Source organism: Pseudoflavonifractor sp. An85 (genome assembly GCF_002161235.1).
In the GTDB taxonomy this organism is placed as follows: Bacteria; Bacillota; Clostridia; order Oscillospirales; family Oscillospiraceae; genus Enterenecus.
In genome coordinates this window covers 12,630-29,259 of sequence record NZ_NFHE01000005.1, presented here as the reverse complement: position 1 = coordinate 29,259, position 16,630 = coordinate 12,630, and the positions used below count along the sequence as shown (strand labels likewise).

Genomic DNA, 16,630 nt, shown 5'->3' with positions numbered 1-16,630 from the left:
ATACAAAAAGCGGAGCCACTTTAATGGCTCCGCTTTCCTTTTCCTTGTTCCAAAACGTCTTAGCGTTGACGCAGCACGTCCTCCACCTGCTGCAGCTGCTCCACGGTGTTCACACCCAGCATTTCCATGGGGGAACAGGTGTCGCACAGAGCCACCTTGCCCCCGGCCTTGGCAATGAGGGCAGGCACGTCGGTGAGGTAATACTCGCCTTGGGCGTTGTCAGTGGTCAGCTTATCCAGCCAAGCCAGCAGATTTCCCACCCGGAAGACGTAGGTGGCCACGTTCACCTCGGTGATGGCGGCCTGCTCGGGGGTGCAGTCCTTGGCCTCCACAATGGCGGCAAAGTTGCCGTCCTCGTCCCGGATGATGCGGCCGTAGTTGCCACCCTCGTCCAAGTGGGCGGAGAGCATGGTACAGGCGCAGCCGCTATCCAGGTGGGTACGGATGAGGCTCTGGAAGGTCTCTTTCTGCATCAAAGGAGTGTCTCCACAGCAGATGAGCACATGGCTGTCGGGATCGGTGAGCAGAGGGGCGGCATAGCGCACGGCCCCGCCGGTGCCGTTGAGCACCTCCTGCTCCACGCTGGGGTAGTCGGGGAAACGGGCACGTACCTTATCCCCCATCCAGCCCACCACCAAAATGGTGTCCTCTTTGGGGAGAAAATCCAGGGATTTCAACACATAGTGCAGCAAAGGCTTTCCATCCGCCTCACGCAACACCTTGGGCAGGTCGATGCCCTCGGTTTGCAGACGGGTACCCTTCCCTGCTGCCAGAACCACTGCTTGAATCTTTTCAGCCATGGGAATCACATTCCTTTCTCTTCTTATACGCCGGCCAGAGCCTGCTCCACGTCGGCGATGAGGTCGTCCAGATCCTCAATGCCCACAGACAGACGCACCAGATCGGGGGACACACCGGCAGCCGCCAACTCCTCGTCGTTCATCTGGCGATGGGTGGAGGAAGCGGGGTGGAGTACACAGGTCTTGGCATCTGCCACGTGGGTGGCGATAGAGCACAGCTTCAGCCCTGCCATAAACTTTTCAGCGGCAGCCCGTCCGCCCTTGACGCCAAAGGAGACCACGCCGCAGCTGCCGTTGGGCAGGTACTTCTGGCCCAGTTCATAGTAGGGGTCGCCGGGCAGGCCCACATAGCGCACCCAAGCCACCTTCTCATGGTTGGACAGGAACTCCGCCATACCCTGGGCGTTGGCACAGTGCTTGGCCATACGCAGAGGCAGGGTCTCCATACCCACACCCAGCAGGTAGGAGTTCATGGGGGCGGGAGTAGAGCCCAAATCCCGCATCAGCTGCACCACACACTTGGTAATGTACGCTCCCCCCTGACCAAAGGCCTGGGTGTACACCAGCCCATGATAGCTCTCATCAGGGGTGGTGAGGCCGGGGAACTTATCCGCGTGGGCCGCCCAGTCAAAGTTGCCCGAGTCCACAATGGCGCCGCCCACGGCGTTGGCGTGGCCGTCCAGATACTTGGTGGTGGAGTGGGTGACGATGTCGGCCCCAAACTGGAAGGGCTTGCAGTTTGCGGGGGTAGCGAAGGTGTTGTCCACAATGAGGGGGACCCCGTTTTTGTGGGCCACCCGGGCGAACTTCTCAATGTCCAACACCACCAGGGAGGGGTTGGCGATGGTCTCACCAAACACGGCCTTGGTGTTGGGACGGAAGGCGGCCTGCAGCTCCTCCTCGGAGCAGTCAGGGTCCACAAAGGTGAAGTCGATGCCCATGCGCTTCATGGTCACCGCAAACAGATTGTAAGTACCGCCATAGATGGTGGCAGAGGCCACCACATGGTCGCCGGCAGAAGCGATGTTGAACACGGCAAAGAAGTTAGCCGCCTGGCCCGAGGCCAGGAGCATGGCAGCGGTGCCGCCCTCCAGCTCACACAGGCGAGCCGCCACAGCATCGCTGGTGGGGTTTTGCAGGCGGGTGTAGAAATAGCCGGAGGCCTGCAGGTCAAACAGCTTTCCCATGTCCTCGCTGGTCTCGTAACGGAACGTGGTGGACTGGATGATGGGAATGTTGCGGGGTTCTCCGTTGGCGGGCCGGTATCCGGCGTGGAGACAGCTGGTGTCAAATTTCATGGGAACGCTTCCTTTCCAAAGTTTCGGGATAGTCTTTGATATCCTAACACAGTAAAGTGGCACTGTCAACTCACGTGGGCTGGGGAGACGGGTCTTGGGATTGGGTGGGCTGTCCCACCAGAATATCCCCATACCACTCCAGATTCTCCCCCTCCACCAGCAGCTGCACCTGCTCGATGCTCTCCAGGCTGCACAGGGTGTTGACCAGAGAGTCAATAACCAGATGCTGCTCCCACTCTTCGGTGGGTACATTCCGCAACAGGGCGTCGGACAAGTCCACATAGCACACTTTTCCCTCTTGGCGCACCGAAAGCACCTTCAGATCCGTAGGCAGTACCCGCTCCAGCCCCTCATCCTGGGGGCCGGACAAGAGGGCTTCCAGCACCACTTGGGCCACGGAATCACTCTCGGTGAGCCGGAACACCCGGAACTCAAAGCCCAGTTCCTGGCTGTCTTTTCTGCGGAAATGCAGGGCAGCAGTCACTTCCACCGGCTCCTCCTCCGCCCCGGTGAACATCACGTCCTGGGCGGTGAACACCTGCCGCTCCCGGTAGGGCAGCTGGTTGCCGTTGGCGGTGATGCACACCTCTTCCACCCCCTCCAGCTGGGTGAGGGTGAGGGTGATGCAGTAGTCAGCCAAGGTAAGTTCAATGCCTGCCAGGTCTCCATAGACCCAGGACAGATCCACCGTCAGCCGCTTTCCCTCCTGCTTATACTGCTGCAAGTTGGTGCCATCGGGAAACGGCGAGAGCAAATTGCTCCCTTCGGGGGGGCCTTCCAGCAGCGCCGTCATCAGCCCCGACACCGTCATCTCGCCGGTATAGGAAATGGCATCCAAGGCAGTGGTGGCGTTGTCCCAGTTCTCCAGGTCGGTGGGGTACCACAGGCTGGCCTCTTCCTCGGTCTGGCGGCTGGAGCAGCCTGCCGTGGGCAAAAGCAGCGCCAGGGCTACTCCGCAGGCCAATGCTTTATACTTCTTCATGGTTCACCTCTCCTTGGGCCGCCATGGGAAACCGGGCCACAAATCGGGCTCCTACCCCATTGGCTCCAGGCTGGGCGGTGATATCGCCGCCATGGAGGCGGGCGGTATCCCGGGCGATGGACAGGCCCAGACCGGTGCCTCCCGCTTCCCGGGATCGGGCCTTGTCCACCCGGTAAAATCGCTCGAAAATTCGGGGCAAATCCTCCTCCGGAATGCCCACGCCGGTATCCTGCACCGCCAAGACGATCTGTCCGTCCTCCCGGTACACCCAAACCTCCACCCGGCCTCCGGGCAGATTATACTTCACCGCATTTTCCATCAAGTTAAAGGCCACTTGGTACAGGTCATCCTCGGTGGCCATCACCACACAACAGGGCCGCAGATGGTACACCAACTCCACCTGCACCGCCTGGGCCTGGGGCAGCAACATGTGCCCCACCTTCTCCACCAGCTCGCCCACGTCCACTGGCACCCGCTCCCGTTGGGGGCTGGAGTCCAGTTTGGTCAAAGTGAGCAGACGCTGGCTGATGCGGGTCAGACGGTCCGCCTCCTCCCCGATGTCCGAGACAAATTCCCGTACCGTCTCCATATCCACCGATTCGGTTTGCAAAATGGAGTCGGCCAACAACCGGATGGAGGCCAGAGGCGTTTTCAGCTCATGGGAGGCATCCGAGACAAACCGGCGGCGCACCTCCTCAATGGTCTGGAGCCGGTTGGTGAGTTCGTTGAACTCCATGGCCAGCTGGGCCAGCTCATCCTTGCCCTGTACCTGCACCCGGTGGCTGTACTCGCCTTCCCGTACCGAGCGAATACCCCCCAGCAGCTTGGAGGTGTTACGGGTCAGAGCCTTGGATAAAATCAGCGAGACCACCAGCGCCACCACGCAGATGACCACGGAGATATAGCGCAGGTTGGACTGAATGGACAGCAGCACCTCCGCCTGTTCCGTGTCGTATTCATAAAGGTACACCGCCCCCAGGGTCACCCCGCGATACACCGCAGGCACCGCCACACGGGTGCGGAACGCCCCCTGTCGATACTCCGCACGGCATACATCAGACCCACGCAGCGCCGCCACCACTTCGGAAATGATGGCGTAGTCCCCGGTGCGGTTTTCCAGTCCTGAGCTGTCGTAGAGAATGAGCCCTGACTCGTCGGTGACCAGCACCCGGGTACCCTGCATATCGTCCAGCAGTTCCATGGCCTGGGTCACACTCTCCTGGGTCAGAGTCTCAGACACCGCCAGAGCGTTGGCGATGGTGAGGGCCTGCCGCTTCAAAGAGGTCTCCTTGGCGGAAAACACCACATTCTGCGCCATGAGCAGCGGGTAGGTGTTGAGCACCAGCACGATGACCACCACCAACATCAGGTAGGTGACCACATATTTGGCCTGTAGGCTGCGGAAAAAGGGCACCTCTCCCGCCTTGAGCACCAAACTCTCGTGGCGCGCCCTCTTGCGCCACCGTTTCCACATTTCCTTCATCCCGGGCACTCACTATTCAGGTAGTAGCCCACGCCCCACTTGGTGAGGATGTAGGTGGGGTTGGCGGGGTCCGGCTCCAACTTTTCCCGCAGGCGGCGCACATGCACGTCCACCGTGCGGAATTCCCCCACATATTCGTAGCCCCACACCACATTCAGCAGGTTTTCCCGGCTGTACACCCGCCCGGGGTTGCGCATAAGTAGTTCCATGAGGTCAAATTCTTTGGCGGTGAGCTCCACCACCTGGCCGTCCCGGCGGGCCACCCGCTGGTCCAGATCCAGAGTGATTGCCCCATGCACCAGGCTGTTACCCACCTTCTTCTGCTGAGCGGAAGTTCCCGCCCGACGCAATAAGGCCCGAATCCGCGCCTTCACCTCCAAGATATTAAATGGTTTTGTGATGTAGTCGTCGGCGCCGCACTCAAAGCCCATGATTTTGTCCGCATCCTCTCCCTTGGCGGTAAGCATGATAATGGGCACATTGGAAAACTCCCGAATCTTCATACACGCCTGAAGCCCGTCAATTTTGGGCATCATCAGATCCAGGATGATGAGGTCAAAGCGGCCGGTGCGGGCCAGTTCCACCGCCTCTTCCCCGTCGCTGCCCGTCTCCACCTGATACCCTTCGTTTTCCAGATTAAATTTAATTCCCTTTACCAGCAGGCGCTCATCGTCCACCACTAATATATTGGGCATAACTCTTCCTCCCCGTATCCTAAACTGCTATCAAATCCAGCAGTGTCTCCATCATGGTCTTGCTGATCCCCGGCACCTCAATGAGGTGCTCGGCGTATTCAAAGGGGCCGTTGGCCTCCCGGTGTTGTACAATGGCTGCGGCCAGCTCCGGCCCGATCCCAGGCAAAGTCTCCAACTGCTCCTGGTTGGCCAGGTTGATGTTCACCTTGCCCCGGTCCAGCACAGAGAATTTTACCCCCGACTGAGGCCCTGGGCGCAACTCCAAGGTGTCCAAGCGTTCCATATGCACCAGCCAAACCAGCCCCATAGACAAGACCACACTGCACAAGATCGCGCCCAGCGCCTTGCCTGTGTGCCGCATGTTTCCACCCCTCTTTTTCCTCGCTGCTGAGTTGCGTTTTTACATCAACTCTGCTATAGTATTCTATATATGTGCAGTCAGGGCTTGACCCTGCCCACTTGCTTCACATTATAACATAGTTTACAGGAGAATCATATGAAAAAATACTTGCGTCGCGGATTGGCACTGGCCACCGCTCTGGTTCTGGCTGTTTCCCTGAGCCTCCCTGCTTTCGCCCTGGATGACCCCAAGCCCCACTGTACCGCCGCCATTGTGGTGGATGGCGACAACAACGAGGTCCTTTACGATTATAATGCCTTCGAGCAGCGATATCCCGCCTCGGTGACCAAAATCATGACCACGCTGGTGATTCTCCGAGCCATTGATGCCGGAGAGCTCACGTTGGACACCCAAGTCACCGCCTCCAAAGGGGCCGTCACCCTCCCCGAAGGCAGCTCCACCGCCGGCATTGTGGAGGGCGAGGTGCTGACCATCGAGCAGCTGCTCTACTGCGACTTGGTGCCCTCGGGCAACGAGGCCTGTAACATTCTGGCCGAAGCCCTGTGCGACACCCAAGAGGAGTTTGTGGAACGGATGAACCAGACCGCCGCCGAGCTGGGTATGACCGGCACCCACTTCGCCAACCCCCACGGTCTCCATGACCCCAATCATTACACCACCGCCTATGACATCTACCTTATGGCCTCCGCTGCCATGAAGTATGACATCTTCCGCAAAATCGTATCCACCCCCACCTACACTCTGGAGCCCACCAACAAGGTCTCTGAGCCCCGGGTGCTCCACAGCACCAACGCTCTCATCAGCAACTGGTATGTGTCCGGCGTGACCTACTCCAAAGCCATCGGCATTAAGACCGGTTACACCGAGGAGGCAGGCCGCTGCTTGGCCTCCGCCGCCACCGATGAGCAGGGCCGTACCTTCTACTGCGTGGTGCTGGGCTCGGAATACGCTCAGGATTCCGCAGGTAACTGGAAGTTCTACTCCTTCAGTGAGAGTTCCCGTCTGCTGGAGTGGGGCTTCCAGAATTTCAAGCGTACCACGCTGCTCAGCGACACTTCCGATAACGTCATCCGGGAGATTCCCGTCACTCTGTCCGGCGACACCGGTCACGTACTGGCCCAGCCTGTGGGTTCCATTGAGGCCACCATGCCCACCGACTACGATCCCAGTCAGGCGCAAGTGGTAATGGATTTGCCCGAGAGTTTGGAGGCTCCCGTGGAAAAAGGCCAGGTGGTGGGCAGCGTGTCCCTGGTGTACAACGGAGTCACCTACGGCACCTTGGATATGGTGGCCACCGATGACGTGTCCCGCTCCAACTTCCAGTACGTGATGAAAGTGGTTCACGACACCTGGTCTCTGTGGTGGGTCAAACTGCTGGTGATTGCCGTGGTGATTCTCCTGGTTCTGGGTCTGCTGTATCTCATCTTTGTTCGTCCCGCCCAGCGGGGTCGCCGCCGCAGATCTTCTTACTCCGGCACCCGGCGCAGTGGATATCGGGGCCGCCGCCGCTAATGGCAGCATTCACGATTTTTTCATAATTTCGTTGCAAATTATACAACAATTCCCCCACCCCTTCTGCTATGATAACAGCGTCAGGAAGAAATACACCAGACATTTTCAAAATCCTCCCTCTCTCTTTTCTCTTTTCTAGAAAATCCCCTCCGGTCACCCAGCCGGAGGGGATTTTGCGTCTCCCGGCAAGGCCCAAAGAGCTACCACGAAGCATTCATAATTCCTTCACAAAAGGTTCTCATTTTATCCATCACTGCCTTTCTCCACTCTGTTATGATTACAGCGTCAGGAAGAAGCAAACAATACTTGATTGAACATCCTCCCTCTCTCTTTTCTCTTTCAAACAAACAAACACAAAACCGCTGAGGCCATAGCCTCAGCGGTTTTGTGTTTTCTCATTGTTCCAACGCTTCATTTAAGTGTGCTGTACGCAGCGCACGCAGCACGGCCATGGCCAGCAGCGGAGCCAGGAGAATGGCCACCACCCCGTTGAACAGAGCGGAAGGCACCTTTGCCACCACGGCAATCCAGGCGGCGTTGGCCGTCATCCCCTCCAGCAACATGGAGTTATAGAAGAAGGTTTTGGCCAGATAGATGACCATATAACTCACCGCAGCACAAACGGTGGAAACCGCCATGGCGGGATACGTGGCCTTGCGGCGGAACACCCCCAGATACACAGCTCCAGCAATCAAGCCGTACAGCCCCTTGGTGACAAAGGTAATGGGGGCCTCAGTGATGTAAAGCACGTTGGTGCAGTCATACAGGGCCGAACCCAGCCCTGCCGCCAAACCGCCCCACCACGGCCCCAGCAAAATACCGCTGAGGGCGCACATGATGTTGCCCAGATGGAACCGGGAATTTCCTCCCACACTCAAAGGCAAAATGATCTCAATTTTACTGCCACAAAACACCAAAGCCACTAATAATGCGGCGATGACCAGCCGCAGCAGCTTCTTATGTTCCTGTCTCATGTTCTTCCACTCCTCTCAGACCGCAGACGTTGACGGCGCTGTTGTTGAGTGGTATTATACTCCCATCTGACATCATGAAAATGGCCAGTTTTCATATTTTTTATAGGGTCAGTTGGAGGTGGCCATGGAACATCCCATTCACATGCCGGTTTTTCAGGGCACGGAGCCCCTATATTTGCAACTGTATCAGCACCTGGCCCGGGAGATTCAACAGGGGCGGCCAGGTGCGGGCAAAAAGCTGCCCTCCAAGCGGCGGCTGTGCGCCATGTTGGGGGTGAGCATGAGCACGGTGGAGGGTGCCTACTCCCTGCTTTTGGCAGAAGGATACGTTCGCAGCCTGCCTCGCAGCGGCTATGTGGCGGCGCAGCTGCACGATGTGCAGCCCCAGTCGGTGCCAGACCTGCCGCCAGCACCTCCCCCTATCTCCCAGTGGCGGTATGACTGCTCCACCTCGTCGGTGGACACCACCGTGTTTCCCTTCTCCTCCTGGGCCCGCATCAACAAAGATGCTGTATACCAAAACCCCGGGCTGCTCCAGCCGGGCCATCCCCAGGGAGACGAGCCTTTGCGGGTGGCTCTGGCTGGACTTTTGGCTCAATACCGTGGGGTGCGCTGCTCCCCGGAACAGATCGTGGTGGGAGCGGGCGCTGACTACCTGCTCTCCCTCCTGCTCCAGCTCTTTCCCCAGGGCAGCACTGTGGCCCTGGAGGACCCGGGCTATCCCACCGCTTGGCAAGCCGTGGAACGACACGGACACCACCCGGTGTCCGTGCCCGTGGACCGGGATGGTATGGACCCCCAAGCCCTGGAGCGCTCCAACGCCACGCTGGCTTATGTCACCCCCTCCCACCAGTTCCCCTTGGGGGTGACTATGCCGGTGGAGCGGCGCAGCCGACTGCTGCATTGGGCTGGGCAGGCCCCAGACCGCTATCTGCTGGAAGATGACTACGACAGCGAATTTCGCTATGTCTCCCGCCCCATTCCCGCCTTGCAGGGGCTGGATCACGGAGGTCGGGTCATCTACCTGGGCACCTTTTCCCGCTCCATCGCCCCAGCCATCCGTGTGGCCTACCTGATTTTGCCCCCTCAACTGCTGGCCCGGTATCGACGAGTCTTTCCCCAAGGCGCCTGCACCGTGTCCCGTTTTGAGCAGGAGACATTGCGGCAATTTCTGGTCCAGGGCCTGTACAGTCGCCATTTGCGCCGCTCCGGTAACCTGTATCGCAGGAAATGCCTGACCCTCACCCGGGCTTTGGAATCCTGCGGCTATCTGGCCCTGTCTGGGCAAGACGCTGGCCTGCATTTTCTTCTCACTGCTCCCCACCTGACCGAGAGCGACATGGTGGCCCGGGCAGCAGAAAGCGGCCTCCGGGTCTACCCCCTCAGCCGCTACTGCCATCATGTCTCTCCACCCCCATCCACCGTGGTGGTGGGGTATGCCGGTCTACCTACCCAGGAGTTGGATACCTGCGCCCAGCTCTTGTGCCAGGCTCTGGACCCGGTTACACCTGCTGGGGAGAGCGCACCTCCAAACGGACTACCATAACCGTGCGGTCGTCCTCCTCCCCTTCTCGCTGGCCGCTCTCCGTCAAAATCTGGGCGGCCAGTTCTTGGGGCGAGGTGCCCTCGTAATCCTCCAACAGGTGGCGCATCCAACCGTCCTCTCGCGGACTGACCACGCCATCGCTGACCATCACCACCCAGTCGCCTGCTCCCAGCTGTTGTGGGAATGTGTCTGCCTTCATGCCGGGGATCACTCCGGCAGGCATGGAGCGGCCCACCACCCGCTCCACTCCACCGGATTTTTTGAAGTAGGTGGGAGCTGCCCCCAGCTTGTACACGGCACTGCGCCCGGAAAACAGATCGACCTGGAACAAATCCACCGTGGTAAAGCCTCCCTGGGCCTCCCCCCGCAGGGCCAGAGCCTCCCCCACCGTGGCCAGGGCCGCTTCCACATCCAACCCTGCTCGGAGAAATTTCTCCAGCAGGCCCAGGGCGCAGTTGCTATCCTCCCGGGCAGCCAGTCCGCTGCCCATGCCATCACAGAGCAGGAAGTTGAGCTTCCCGCTGTCGTCCTTGAACCAGGCTCCGCTGTCCCCACTCACCGACTGTCCCCTACGGTCCGCGGCAGCCAACCCTGCCACAGCCACCAGGGGCTCCTGCTGCACCAGCACCACTTGACCTTTGGCGCTGCCCTCCTGGCGCAAGGGACAGCCCAGCAACGTGGACAGTCGAGACAACTCTCCTCCCTGCACCAACCGTTCCACATCTGGCCCCTCTGCCCGAATGTGCACATGGCCGTGGTGGTCCTGGGACACGGTACACTGTCCCCGAATGCCCAAGGTTTTCATGCGTTGGGTAGTGAGACGCTGGCGGCGCGGGTCCACGTTGGGCTCCTCGTCCAGCTGCCCGGCAGCCTTGTCCAACACCTGGGCCAGCTGTCCATACTGGGCGCACACCGCCGCCCGGCTCTCCCGCACTCGGCTATCATACCGTCGACGGGCCAACATGCTACTCAGCTCCCGGTTGGCCGCCGCCAGGAAGCTTTCAAATTGGGTGCACCGTCCTGCAAAGTGGAGGGGAAAGTCCTCCCGAATCCCCTCTCCCCGCTCCATCATGGGGATCAGCGCGTCGGACAAAGCGGTGCGGGTGGCCTGATACTCCTGCTGCCAGCACCGCTCCCGTTGGCGGCACTTGGCGCACACCTCTTCCGCCGCCCGGTCAAAAATCCGGCTGGTGTCCTGATCGTTGGGTGGCACCGGGGCGAAGGCCTCCCTCAGTCCTCCCGTCACCGCCCGGAAGGCGGTGGCAGTACGGCGCAGCTGCTGGGCCGCCAACTCTCGACCCAGCTTTCCCACATCCTCCCGCTGCTCCTGGTGCAGCACCCGGCCCAACCGGTTGACCAGCCCCTCGGGCTGGAGCAGGAAGAGGACCGCCCCCAGCACTACCTCCAGGCCCACGGTCTGGAGGTTTTCTTCGTTCCCCATCCACAGCACGGCCGCAGCCCCAGCCACCACATAGCTCAAGGCACACACCAGCCGTCCTCGGCTCCCCCAGGCCCCAGCCAGCAACCCGGGCAGAGCATAGACCAGGGTGCCATAGGGCATCGTACCCTGGGCCGCATCCATGGCCACGCCCGCCACCACGCCGGTGGCAGCGCCCACGCCAACGCCCCCTTTCCAAGCGGCGGTCATCACCACCAGCACGCACAGCACACGCCCCAAGGAAATGATCCCGCCCAGCATCACCCGGGCCAATGTCATCATCACAGTGCCACCCAGCACCAGTACACCGGCCACCTGTGCCGGGGTCCACGGGCCGCTGTGGCTGTGGGTGCGCAAGACCATGGCTTGGCGATAGCAATACACCGCCCCTGCCGTGAGAGCCAGTTCCGCCAGATAGGCGGCCACCTGCTGAGTGTTCCACCCCACCGCCGACTGGTAGACAAACCCCACCGCCCCGTTGAGCAAGGCCGCCATCAAGGGCATAAACCAGCTCTTGCGGTAGATGCGAAATTCTCCCACCGCCAGAGCCACCGCATACACCATCATAGAGGCGGCTATGTAGCGCAATCCTCCCACAAACCCCAGGAAGGACAGGTAGCCCAAACACGCCCCCAGTAGCGCGCACACGCCCTCCAGGCCGGAGCCCCACACCGCCACCAGCGCCAGAGCGAAAAAGGTGTGTCCCTCCAAAAATTCGGCTCCGGTGAGCACCGCTGTGAGCAAAAACGCAATGGCACACTCGCCCAGTCTGGCCCGCAGAGGCATCACCCGCCGTCCCTTCGACCAAACCCGGCCCAGTGTTCCTTCTTTCCCGGTCATAGAAATCCCTCGCATTCGTCCTGTTTGGCCCATTATAGCTTGTCCCCGTCAAGAAGGAGGTCGTAACCTGTCTTGCCCGGTGGGGCAATCTGTGGTATGATGGGAGGCATTGATGAGCAAAGGAGAACGCTTTGTGAAAATTGGCAACGTAGAACTCAATACCCGTCTGATCCTGGCCCCCATGGCCGGGGTCACAGACGTGGCCTTCCGCACCGTGTGCCGGGAGCTGTCCGGCTGCTACACCGTCACCGAGATGGTCAGCGCCAAAGCCCTGTGCTACGGAGATAAAAAGACATCCTCCCTCCTCACTCTGGGTGAAGGGGAGCATCCCTGCGCCGTGCAGATTTTCGGCAGCGAAGAGGCTGCCATGGAAAAAGGCGCCGCGCTGGCCCTGGAGCAGTCGGGAGCCGACATCATTGACATCAACATGGGCTGTCCTGTGCCTAAAATTGCCGGGTCCGGGGACGGCTCCGCTTTGATGAAAGACCCGGATAAGGCCGCCCGCGTGGCTGCCGCCGTGGTGCGCGGCGCTGGCAGTAAGCCGGTGACGGTGAAATTCCGCCTGGGCTGGGACAAGGGCTCCATCAACTGCGTGGAGTTTGCCCGCCGCATGGAGGACGTGGGCGTGGCCGCCGTGGCCGTCCACGGACGCACCCGCACCCAGATGTACTCCGGCGTGGCCAACTGGGACTATATCCGTGAGGTCAAACAAGCCGTGTCCATCCCTGTCATCGCCAACGGCGACATTTTTTCCGCTCGGGACGCCCTGCGGGCTCTGTCCTACACCGGGGCGGACATGGTGATGGTGGGCCGGGGTACCTTCGGCAACCCCTGGCTCATGGAGCAGTGTGCCGCCGCTCTGGAGGGCCGAGAGGTGCCGGAAACTCCGCCCCTGTCCCAACGCTGCGACGTGGCAGTGCGCCAGTTTGAGCTGGCCATGGCCCACAAGGGAGAGCGCATCGCCTGCCTGGAAATGCGCCGCCACTACGCCTGGTACCTCAAAGGCGTACCCTACGCCGGGTACTGGAAAGAGCAGATCTGCTCCATGTCCACCGCCGAGGATTTCTATAAGGTAACCGCTGGCATTCGTCGAGATCTGTGTGACTGACACCCGATTCTCCCCAAGGAGGTGATGGACGTGGAGGAACAGGTGTGGATTTCTCAGGCCGCTTCCGGTGACTCCCACGCCTTTGCACACCTGGTGGAGCGATATGAAAAACAGGTGTACCACCACGCCCTGCGCCTGGTGGGAAATGCCGAAGACGCCGCGGACATCTCCCAGGAAGTATTTTGGAAAGCTTGGCGGGCTCTACCCACCTTTCGCAGGGAAAGCAGCTTTTCCACCTGGCTCTACCGCTTGACCGACAACGCCTGTGTGGATTTGCTGCGCCGGGAGAAAAAACGCCGGGGAGACGCCTCGTTAGAAGAGGAAGAGGGCTCCTCCCTGGCTCAACAACTGCCCCACCCCGATCCCTCTCCCCAGGAACGGGTGGAGGCCCAAGAACGCCAAGATACCCTGGAACAGGGGCTGGCCCAGCTGTCCCAGGAGCACCGGCGCATTCTGGTGCTGCGGGAGCTCAGCGGCCTGTCCTACCAGGAAATTGGGGCCATGTTGAACCTCTCTCCCGGTACGGTCAAGTCCCGGCTGGCCCGGGCGCGTCTGGCCCTGGCAAATTATTTACGTCAAAGCGGGAACTTTTCTCCCTGACTTACGTCTAACCCATCAGAAAATTATGTGACAAAAGGAGGGTGTGCATGTTGGAGCATGAGACCTACCTGGAGTGGATCAGTGCCGATTTGGACGGCGAACTCTCCCCCCACCAACGGGAACAACTGAACACGCACCTGCGCACCTGCCCCTCCTGTGCCCAGCTCTATCAGGAGTTGTCTGCCCAGAGTCAGGCTATAAAAGCCATGGACTGTACCCTTCCTCCTCACCTGCACCAAGATATTTTGGAGCATCTGCCCCCGCAGGTCTCCGTTCACCGCCCCAAAAAGGCGTGGAAGATGTTGGCTCCTCTGGCCGCCTGTCTGGCGTTGGTGGTCACCTTGGGCTACTTCTCCCAGAACCGCACCCCAGTGGCGGACTCCCCTTCCACCCCCACAACGGCGGCCTTCTTCGTTCAGCCCCGCTCGGTGGATGTTCCTAACTGCGACCAGATTCTCCTCCTCTCCGCCCCCCTCTCTCAAGAGGGTCTGGAGCTTTTGGAAAACCTGCCCACCTCTACCCTGGCCGACGGCTCGGTGTGCTGTGTGGCCGACCCAGACACCACCTCTGCCCTGGTGAAACTGCTGGAGCAATCCGGAGTGAACTTCACCCGCACCGCCCCATCCTCCCCGGATGGCAGCGGAAACACCGCCATTGTGTGGCCAGCCTCTTGAGTTTTGATACAGGTTTTGGAACTCTCCAAAACCTGTATTTTCTTTTGTCCGAACGAGGGTAAACCCATTTCCCTTTACGCATTTTCCACTCTGCTTCACAGTAGCGCAAAAAAGTTTTCGTCATTTTGTCAAATAACCGTTGCAAATTGCCAATTCACATTGTATAATTCATTCAAGCCCATTCCCCAGGAATGGCGCAAATGGCAAACATTAAGGAGTGGAAGAAAAATGAGCTATTCTCCGCATGCAATTCGAAACATCTGTCTGTTGGGTCACGGTGGTAATGGTAAGACCACTCTGGTGGAGAGTTTCCTCCGCACGACTGGTGTCATTGACCGTCTGGGCAAAACTTCCGACGGCAATACCGTCAGCGACTATGATCCCGAGGAAATCAAGCGTCAGATCTCCATCTCCGCCTCTGTGATCCCTGTGGAATATAAGGGTTGTAAGATCAACGTGCTGGACACTCCCGGTAACTTCGACTTCACCGGTGAGGTGGCCGAGTGCCTGTCCGTGGCCGACGCCGGTATTCTGGTGTGTGCTGCCAAGGGCGGTCTGTCCGTGGGCACCGAGCGGGCTTGGAAGATGCTCAACGAGCGCAAGCTGCCCCGCCTGGTCTACATCTCCAAGATGGACGAAGACAATGTGGACTTTAACTCTGCCTTCGATACCCTCCGCGAGCACTTCGGCAAGAACATCGCCCCCATGGTGGTGCCCATCTGGGACGAGAACAAGAAGGTCACCGGCATTGCCGATGTGCTGCATAAGCGTGCCTTCGAGCTCCACGACGGCAAGCGTGTGGAGATCGACGTTCCCGAAGACAAGATTCCTGTCATCGAGGAAATCTATGAGAAACTCATGGAGTCTGTGGCAGAAACCAGCGAGGAGTTCATGGATAAATACTTCTCTGGCGAGCCCTTTACTTACGCCGAAGTGGTGCAGGGCCTGAAGGCCGGCGTCCGGGATGGCTCCATCATCCCCGTGCTGTGCGGCTCTGCTTACACCGGCCTGGGCACCATGATGCTGCTGGATCTGATCATCGACCTGTTGCCCACTCCTCTGGAAGGCATCCCCGCCATGGGTACTGACCGTGAGGGTGAGCCCGCCGAGTTTATCGTTTCCCAGGGCGCCGTTCCCGCTGCTTACGTCTTTAAGACCGTGGCTGACCAGTACGGCAAGTTCTCCTTCGTCAAAGTGCTCTCCGACCACCTGTCCCCCGACATGACTTTGGTGGACACCAACACTGGCAACAACGAAAAGCTGGGTCGTCTGTATGTGATGTGCGGCAAGAAGAGCACCGAGGTCAAGGAGTTTCTGTGCGGTGACATTGGCGCCATCGGTAAGATGGATAAGGTCAAGACTGGGGACACCCTCAGTGATGCCCGTAAGTTCATGAAGCTGGACCCCATCCCCTTTGCCGAGCCCAACTACTCCAAGGCTATCGCCCCCAAGGTCCGTGGCCAGGAGGATAAGATTGCCGCCGGTTTGGCCCGTCTCAATGAAGAAGATCCCACCTTCCACGTGGTCAACAACGCCGAAACCCACCAGATGGTGGTGACCACCGCCGGTGACATCCAGATGGACGTACTGGTGAGCAAGCTCAAGAGCCGCTTCGGCGTGGAAGTGGTGCTCAGTGAGCCTCGTGTGGCCTACCGTGAGAAGATCCGCAAGAGCGTATCCAAGCAGGGCCGTCATAAGAAGCAGACCGGTGGTTCCGGCCAGTTCGGTGATGTGTGGATTCGCTTCGAACCCGGCCAGAACGACGAACTGGAGTTCTGTGAAGAGGTGTTCGGCGGCTCTGTGCCCAAGAACTTCTTCCCCGCTGTGGAAAAGGGTCTGCGGGAAGCTTGCCTGCACGGTGTGCTAGCCGGTTACCCCGTGGTGAACCTGAAGGCCACGTTGTATGATGGAAGCTATCACCCCGTGGACTCTTCGGAAATCGCCTTTAAGACCGCCGCTCAGCTGGCCTACAAGGCCGCTCTGCCCGAGGCCTCCCCGGTGCTCATGGAGCCAGTGGGTGAGCTGAAGGTGACCATCCCCGACAACTACATGGGCGATGTCATCGGCGATCTGAACAAGCGCCGCGGCCGTGTGATGGGCATGGATCCCACCGACGACGGTGGCCAGATCATCACCGCCGAGGTTCCCATGGCTGAGATGATGACCTACGCCATTGACCTGCGGGCCATGACTCAGTCCCGCGGCTCCTTCACCTTCCACTTTGTCCGCTATGAGGACTGCCCCCCTGCCGCTCAGGAGAAGGCCATTGCCGCTGCAAAGGCCATGGCAGAGGAATAACCCTTTAAACTTCTCTTTGTG

Annotated in this window: 14 protein-coding genes; 6 read left to right on the top strand and 8 right to left on the bottom strand. The window is 59.7% G+C overall.

Going from position 1 to position 16,630, the window contains the following annotated elements; genetic code table 11:
- Window positions 1-59: 59 nt before the first annotated feature.
- From B5G37_RS03870 to B5G37_RS03845, 6 genes are all read right to left on the bottom strand, one after another.
- The gene (locus tag B5G37_RS03870; protein WP_087254178.1) at window positions 60-800 is read right to left on the bottom strand and encodes an NTP transferase domain-containing protein; all 741 of its coding nucleotides are present in this window, start codon (window positions 798-800) and stop codon (window positions 60-62) included.
- Window positions 801-823: 23 nt separating this feature from the next.
- Window positions 824-2,098: an O-acetylhomoserine aminocarboxypropyltransferase/cysteine synthase family protein gene (locus tag B5G37_RS03865; protein WP_087254175.1), complete on the bottom strand. Its 1,275-nt coding sequence runs from the start codon at window positions 2,096-2,098 to the stop codon at window positions 824-826.
- A 70-nt stretch (window positions 2,099-2,168) separates the two neighbouring features.
- A complete protein-coding gene (locus B5G37_RS03860) occupies window positions 2,169-3,080 on the bottom strand; it encodes a GerMN domain-containing protein (protein ID WP_087254172.1) in 912 nt (303 codons plus the stop codon).
- Window positions 3,067-4,554: a HAMP domain-containing sensor histidine kinase gene (locus tag B5G37_RS03855; RefSeq protein ID WP_087254437.1), complete on the bottom strand. Its 1,488-nt coding sequence runs from the start codon at window positions 4,552-4,554 to the stop codon at window positions 3,067-3,069. The genes B5G37_RS03860 and B5G37_RS03855 overlap by 14 nt, the downstream gene beginning before the upstream one ends.
- Window positions 4,555-4,559: 5 nt before the next feature.
- Window positions 4,560-5,258, bottom strand: coding sequence for a response regulator transcription factor (locus tag B5G37_RS03850; protein WP_087254169.1), 699 nt, complete (start codon window positions 5,256-5,258; stop codon window positions 4,560-4,562).
- Between the two features lie 19 nt (window positions 5,259-5,277).
- The gene (locus tag B5G37_RS03845) at window positions 5,278-5,619 is read right to left on the bottom strand and encodes a helix-hairpin-helix domain-containing protein (protein WP_087254166.1); all 342 of its coding nucleotides are present in this window, start codon (window positions 5,617-5,619) and stop codon (window positions 5,278-5,280) included.
- 135 nt (window positions 5,620-5,754) lie between these two features.
- On the opposite strand from B5G37_RS03845, the gene B5G37_RS03840 reads away from it, so the two are divergent.
- Window positions 5,755-7,131, top strand: coding sequence for a D-alanyl-D-alanine carboxypeptidase family protein (locus B5G37_RS03840; protein ID WP_087254162.1), 1,377 nt, complete (start codon window positions 5,755-5,757; stop codon window positions 7,129-7,131).
- Window positions 7,132-7,526: 395 nt separating this feature from the next.
- On the opposite strand, the gene B5G37_RS03835 is transcribed toward B5G37_RS03840, so the two are convergent.
- Window positions 7,527-8,105, bottom strand: coding sequence for an ECF transporter S component (locus B5G37_RS03835; protein WP_087254159.1), 579 nt, complete (start codon window positions 8,103-8,105; stop codon window positions 7,527-7,529).
- A gap of 124 nt (window positions 8,106-8,229) precedes the next feature.
- Here B5G37_RS03835 and B5G37_RS03830 point away from each other — a divergent pair, with 124 nt between their 5' ends.
- The gene (locus tag B5G37_RS03830; RefSeq protein ID WP_087254156.1) at window positions 8,230-9,651 is read left to right on the top strand and encodes a PLP-dependent aminotransferase family protein; all 1,422 of its coding nucleotides are present in this window, start codon (window positions 8,230-8,232) and stop codon (window positions 9,649-9,651) included.
- Here the strand turns inward: B5G37_RS03830 and B5G37_RS03825 are convergent.
- Window positions 9,608-11,929 carry a SpoIIE family protein phosphatase gene (locus tag B5G37_RS03825; protein WP_158099341.1) on the bottom strand — a complete coding sequence of 774 codons (2,322 nt, stop codon included), beginning with the start codon at window positions 11,927-11,929 and terminating at the stop codon, window positions 9,608-9,610. The genes B5G37_RS03830 and B5G37_RS03825 overlap by 44 nt on opposite strands.
- Window positions 11,930-12,062: 133 nt before the next feature.
- Here B5G37_RS03825 and dusB point away from each other — a divergent pair, with 133 nt between their 5' ends.
- The 4 genes from dusB (at window position 12,063) to B5G37_RS03805 (ending at window position 16,609) form a co-directional block, all read left to right on the top strand.
- On the top strand, window positions 12,063-13,037 hold the full coding sequence (gene dusB / locus B5G37_RS03820) for a tRNA dihydrouridine synthase DusB (RefSeq protein ID WP_275532971.1): 975 nt from the start codon (window positions 12,063-12,065) through the stop codon (window positions 13,035-13,037).
- Window positions 13,038-13,061: 24 nt separating this feature from the next.
- Complete coding sequence (locus B5G37_RS03815) at window positions 13,062-13,637, top strand: sigma-70 family RNA polymerase sigma factor (protein WP_087254148.1); 576 nt, start codon at window positions 13,062-13,064, stop codon at window positions 13,635-13,637.
- A gap of 47 nt (window positions 13,638-13,684) precedes the next feature.
- A complete protein-coding gene (locus B5G37_RS03810; RefSeq protein WP_087254145.1) occupies window positions 13,685-14,311 on the top strand; it encodes an anti-sigma factor in 627 nt (208 codons plus the stop codon).
- A gap of 228 nt (window positions 14,312-14,539) precedes the next feature.
- Window positions 14,540-16,609 (top strand): elongation factor G, encoded by a 2,070-nt coding sequence (locus tag B5G37_RS03805; protein ID WP_087254142.1) that lies wholly within the window; start codon window positions 14,540-14,542, stop codon window positions 16,607-16,609.
- Window positions 16,610-16,630: the final 21 nt, after the last annotated feature.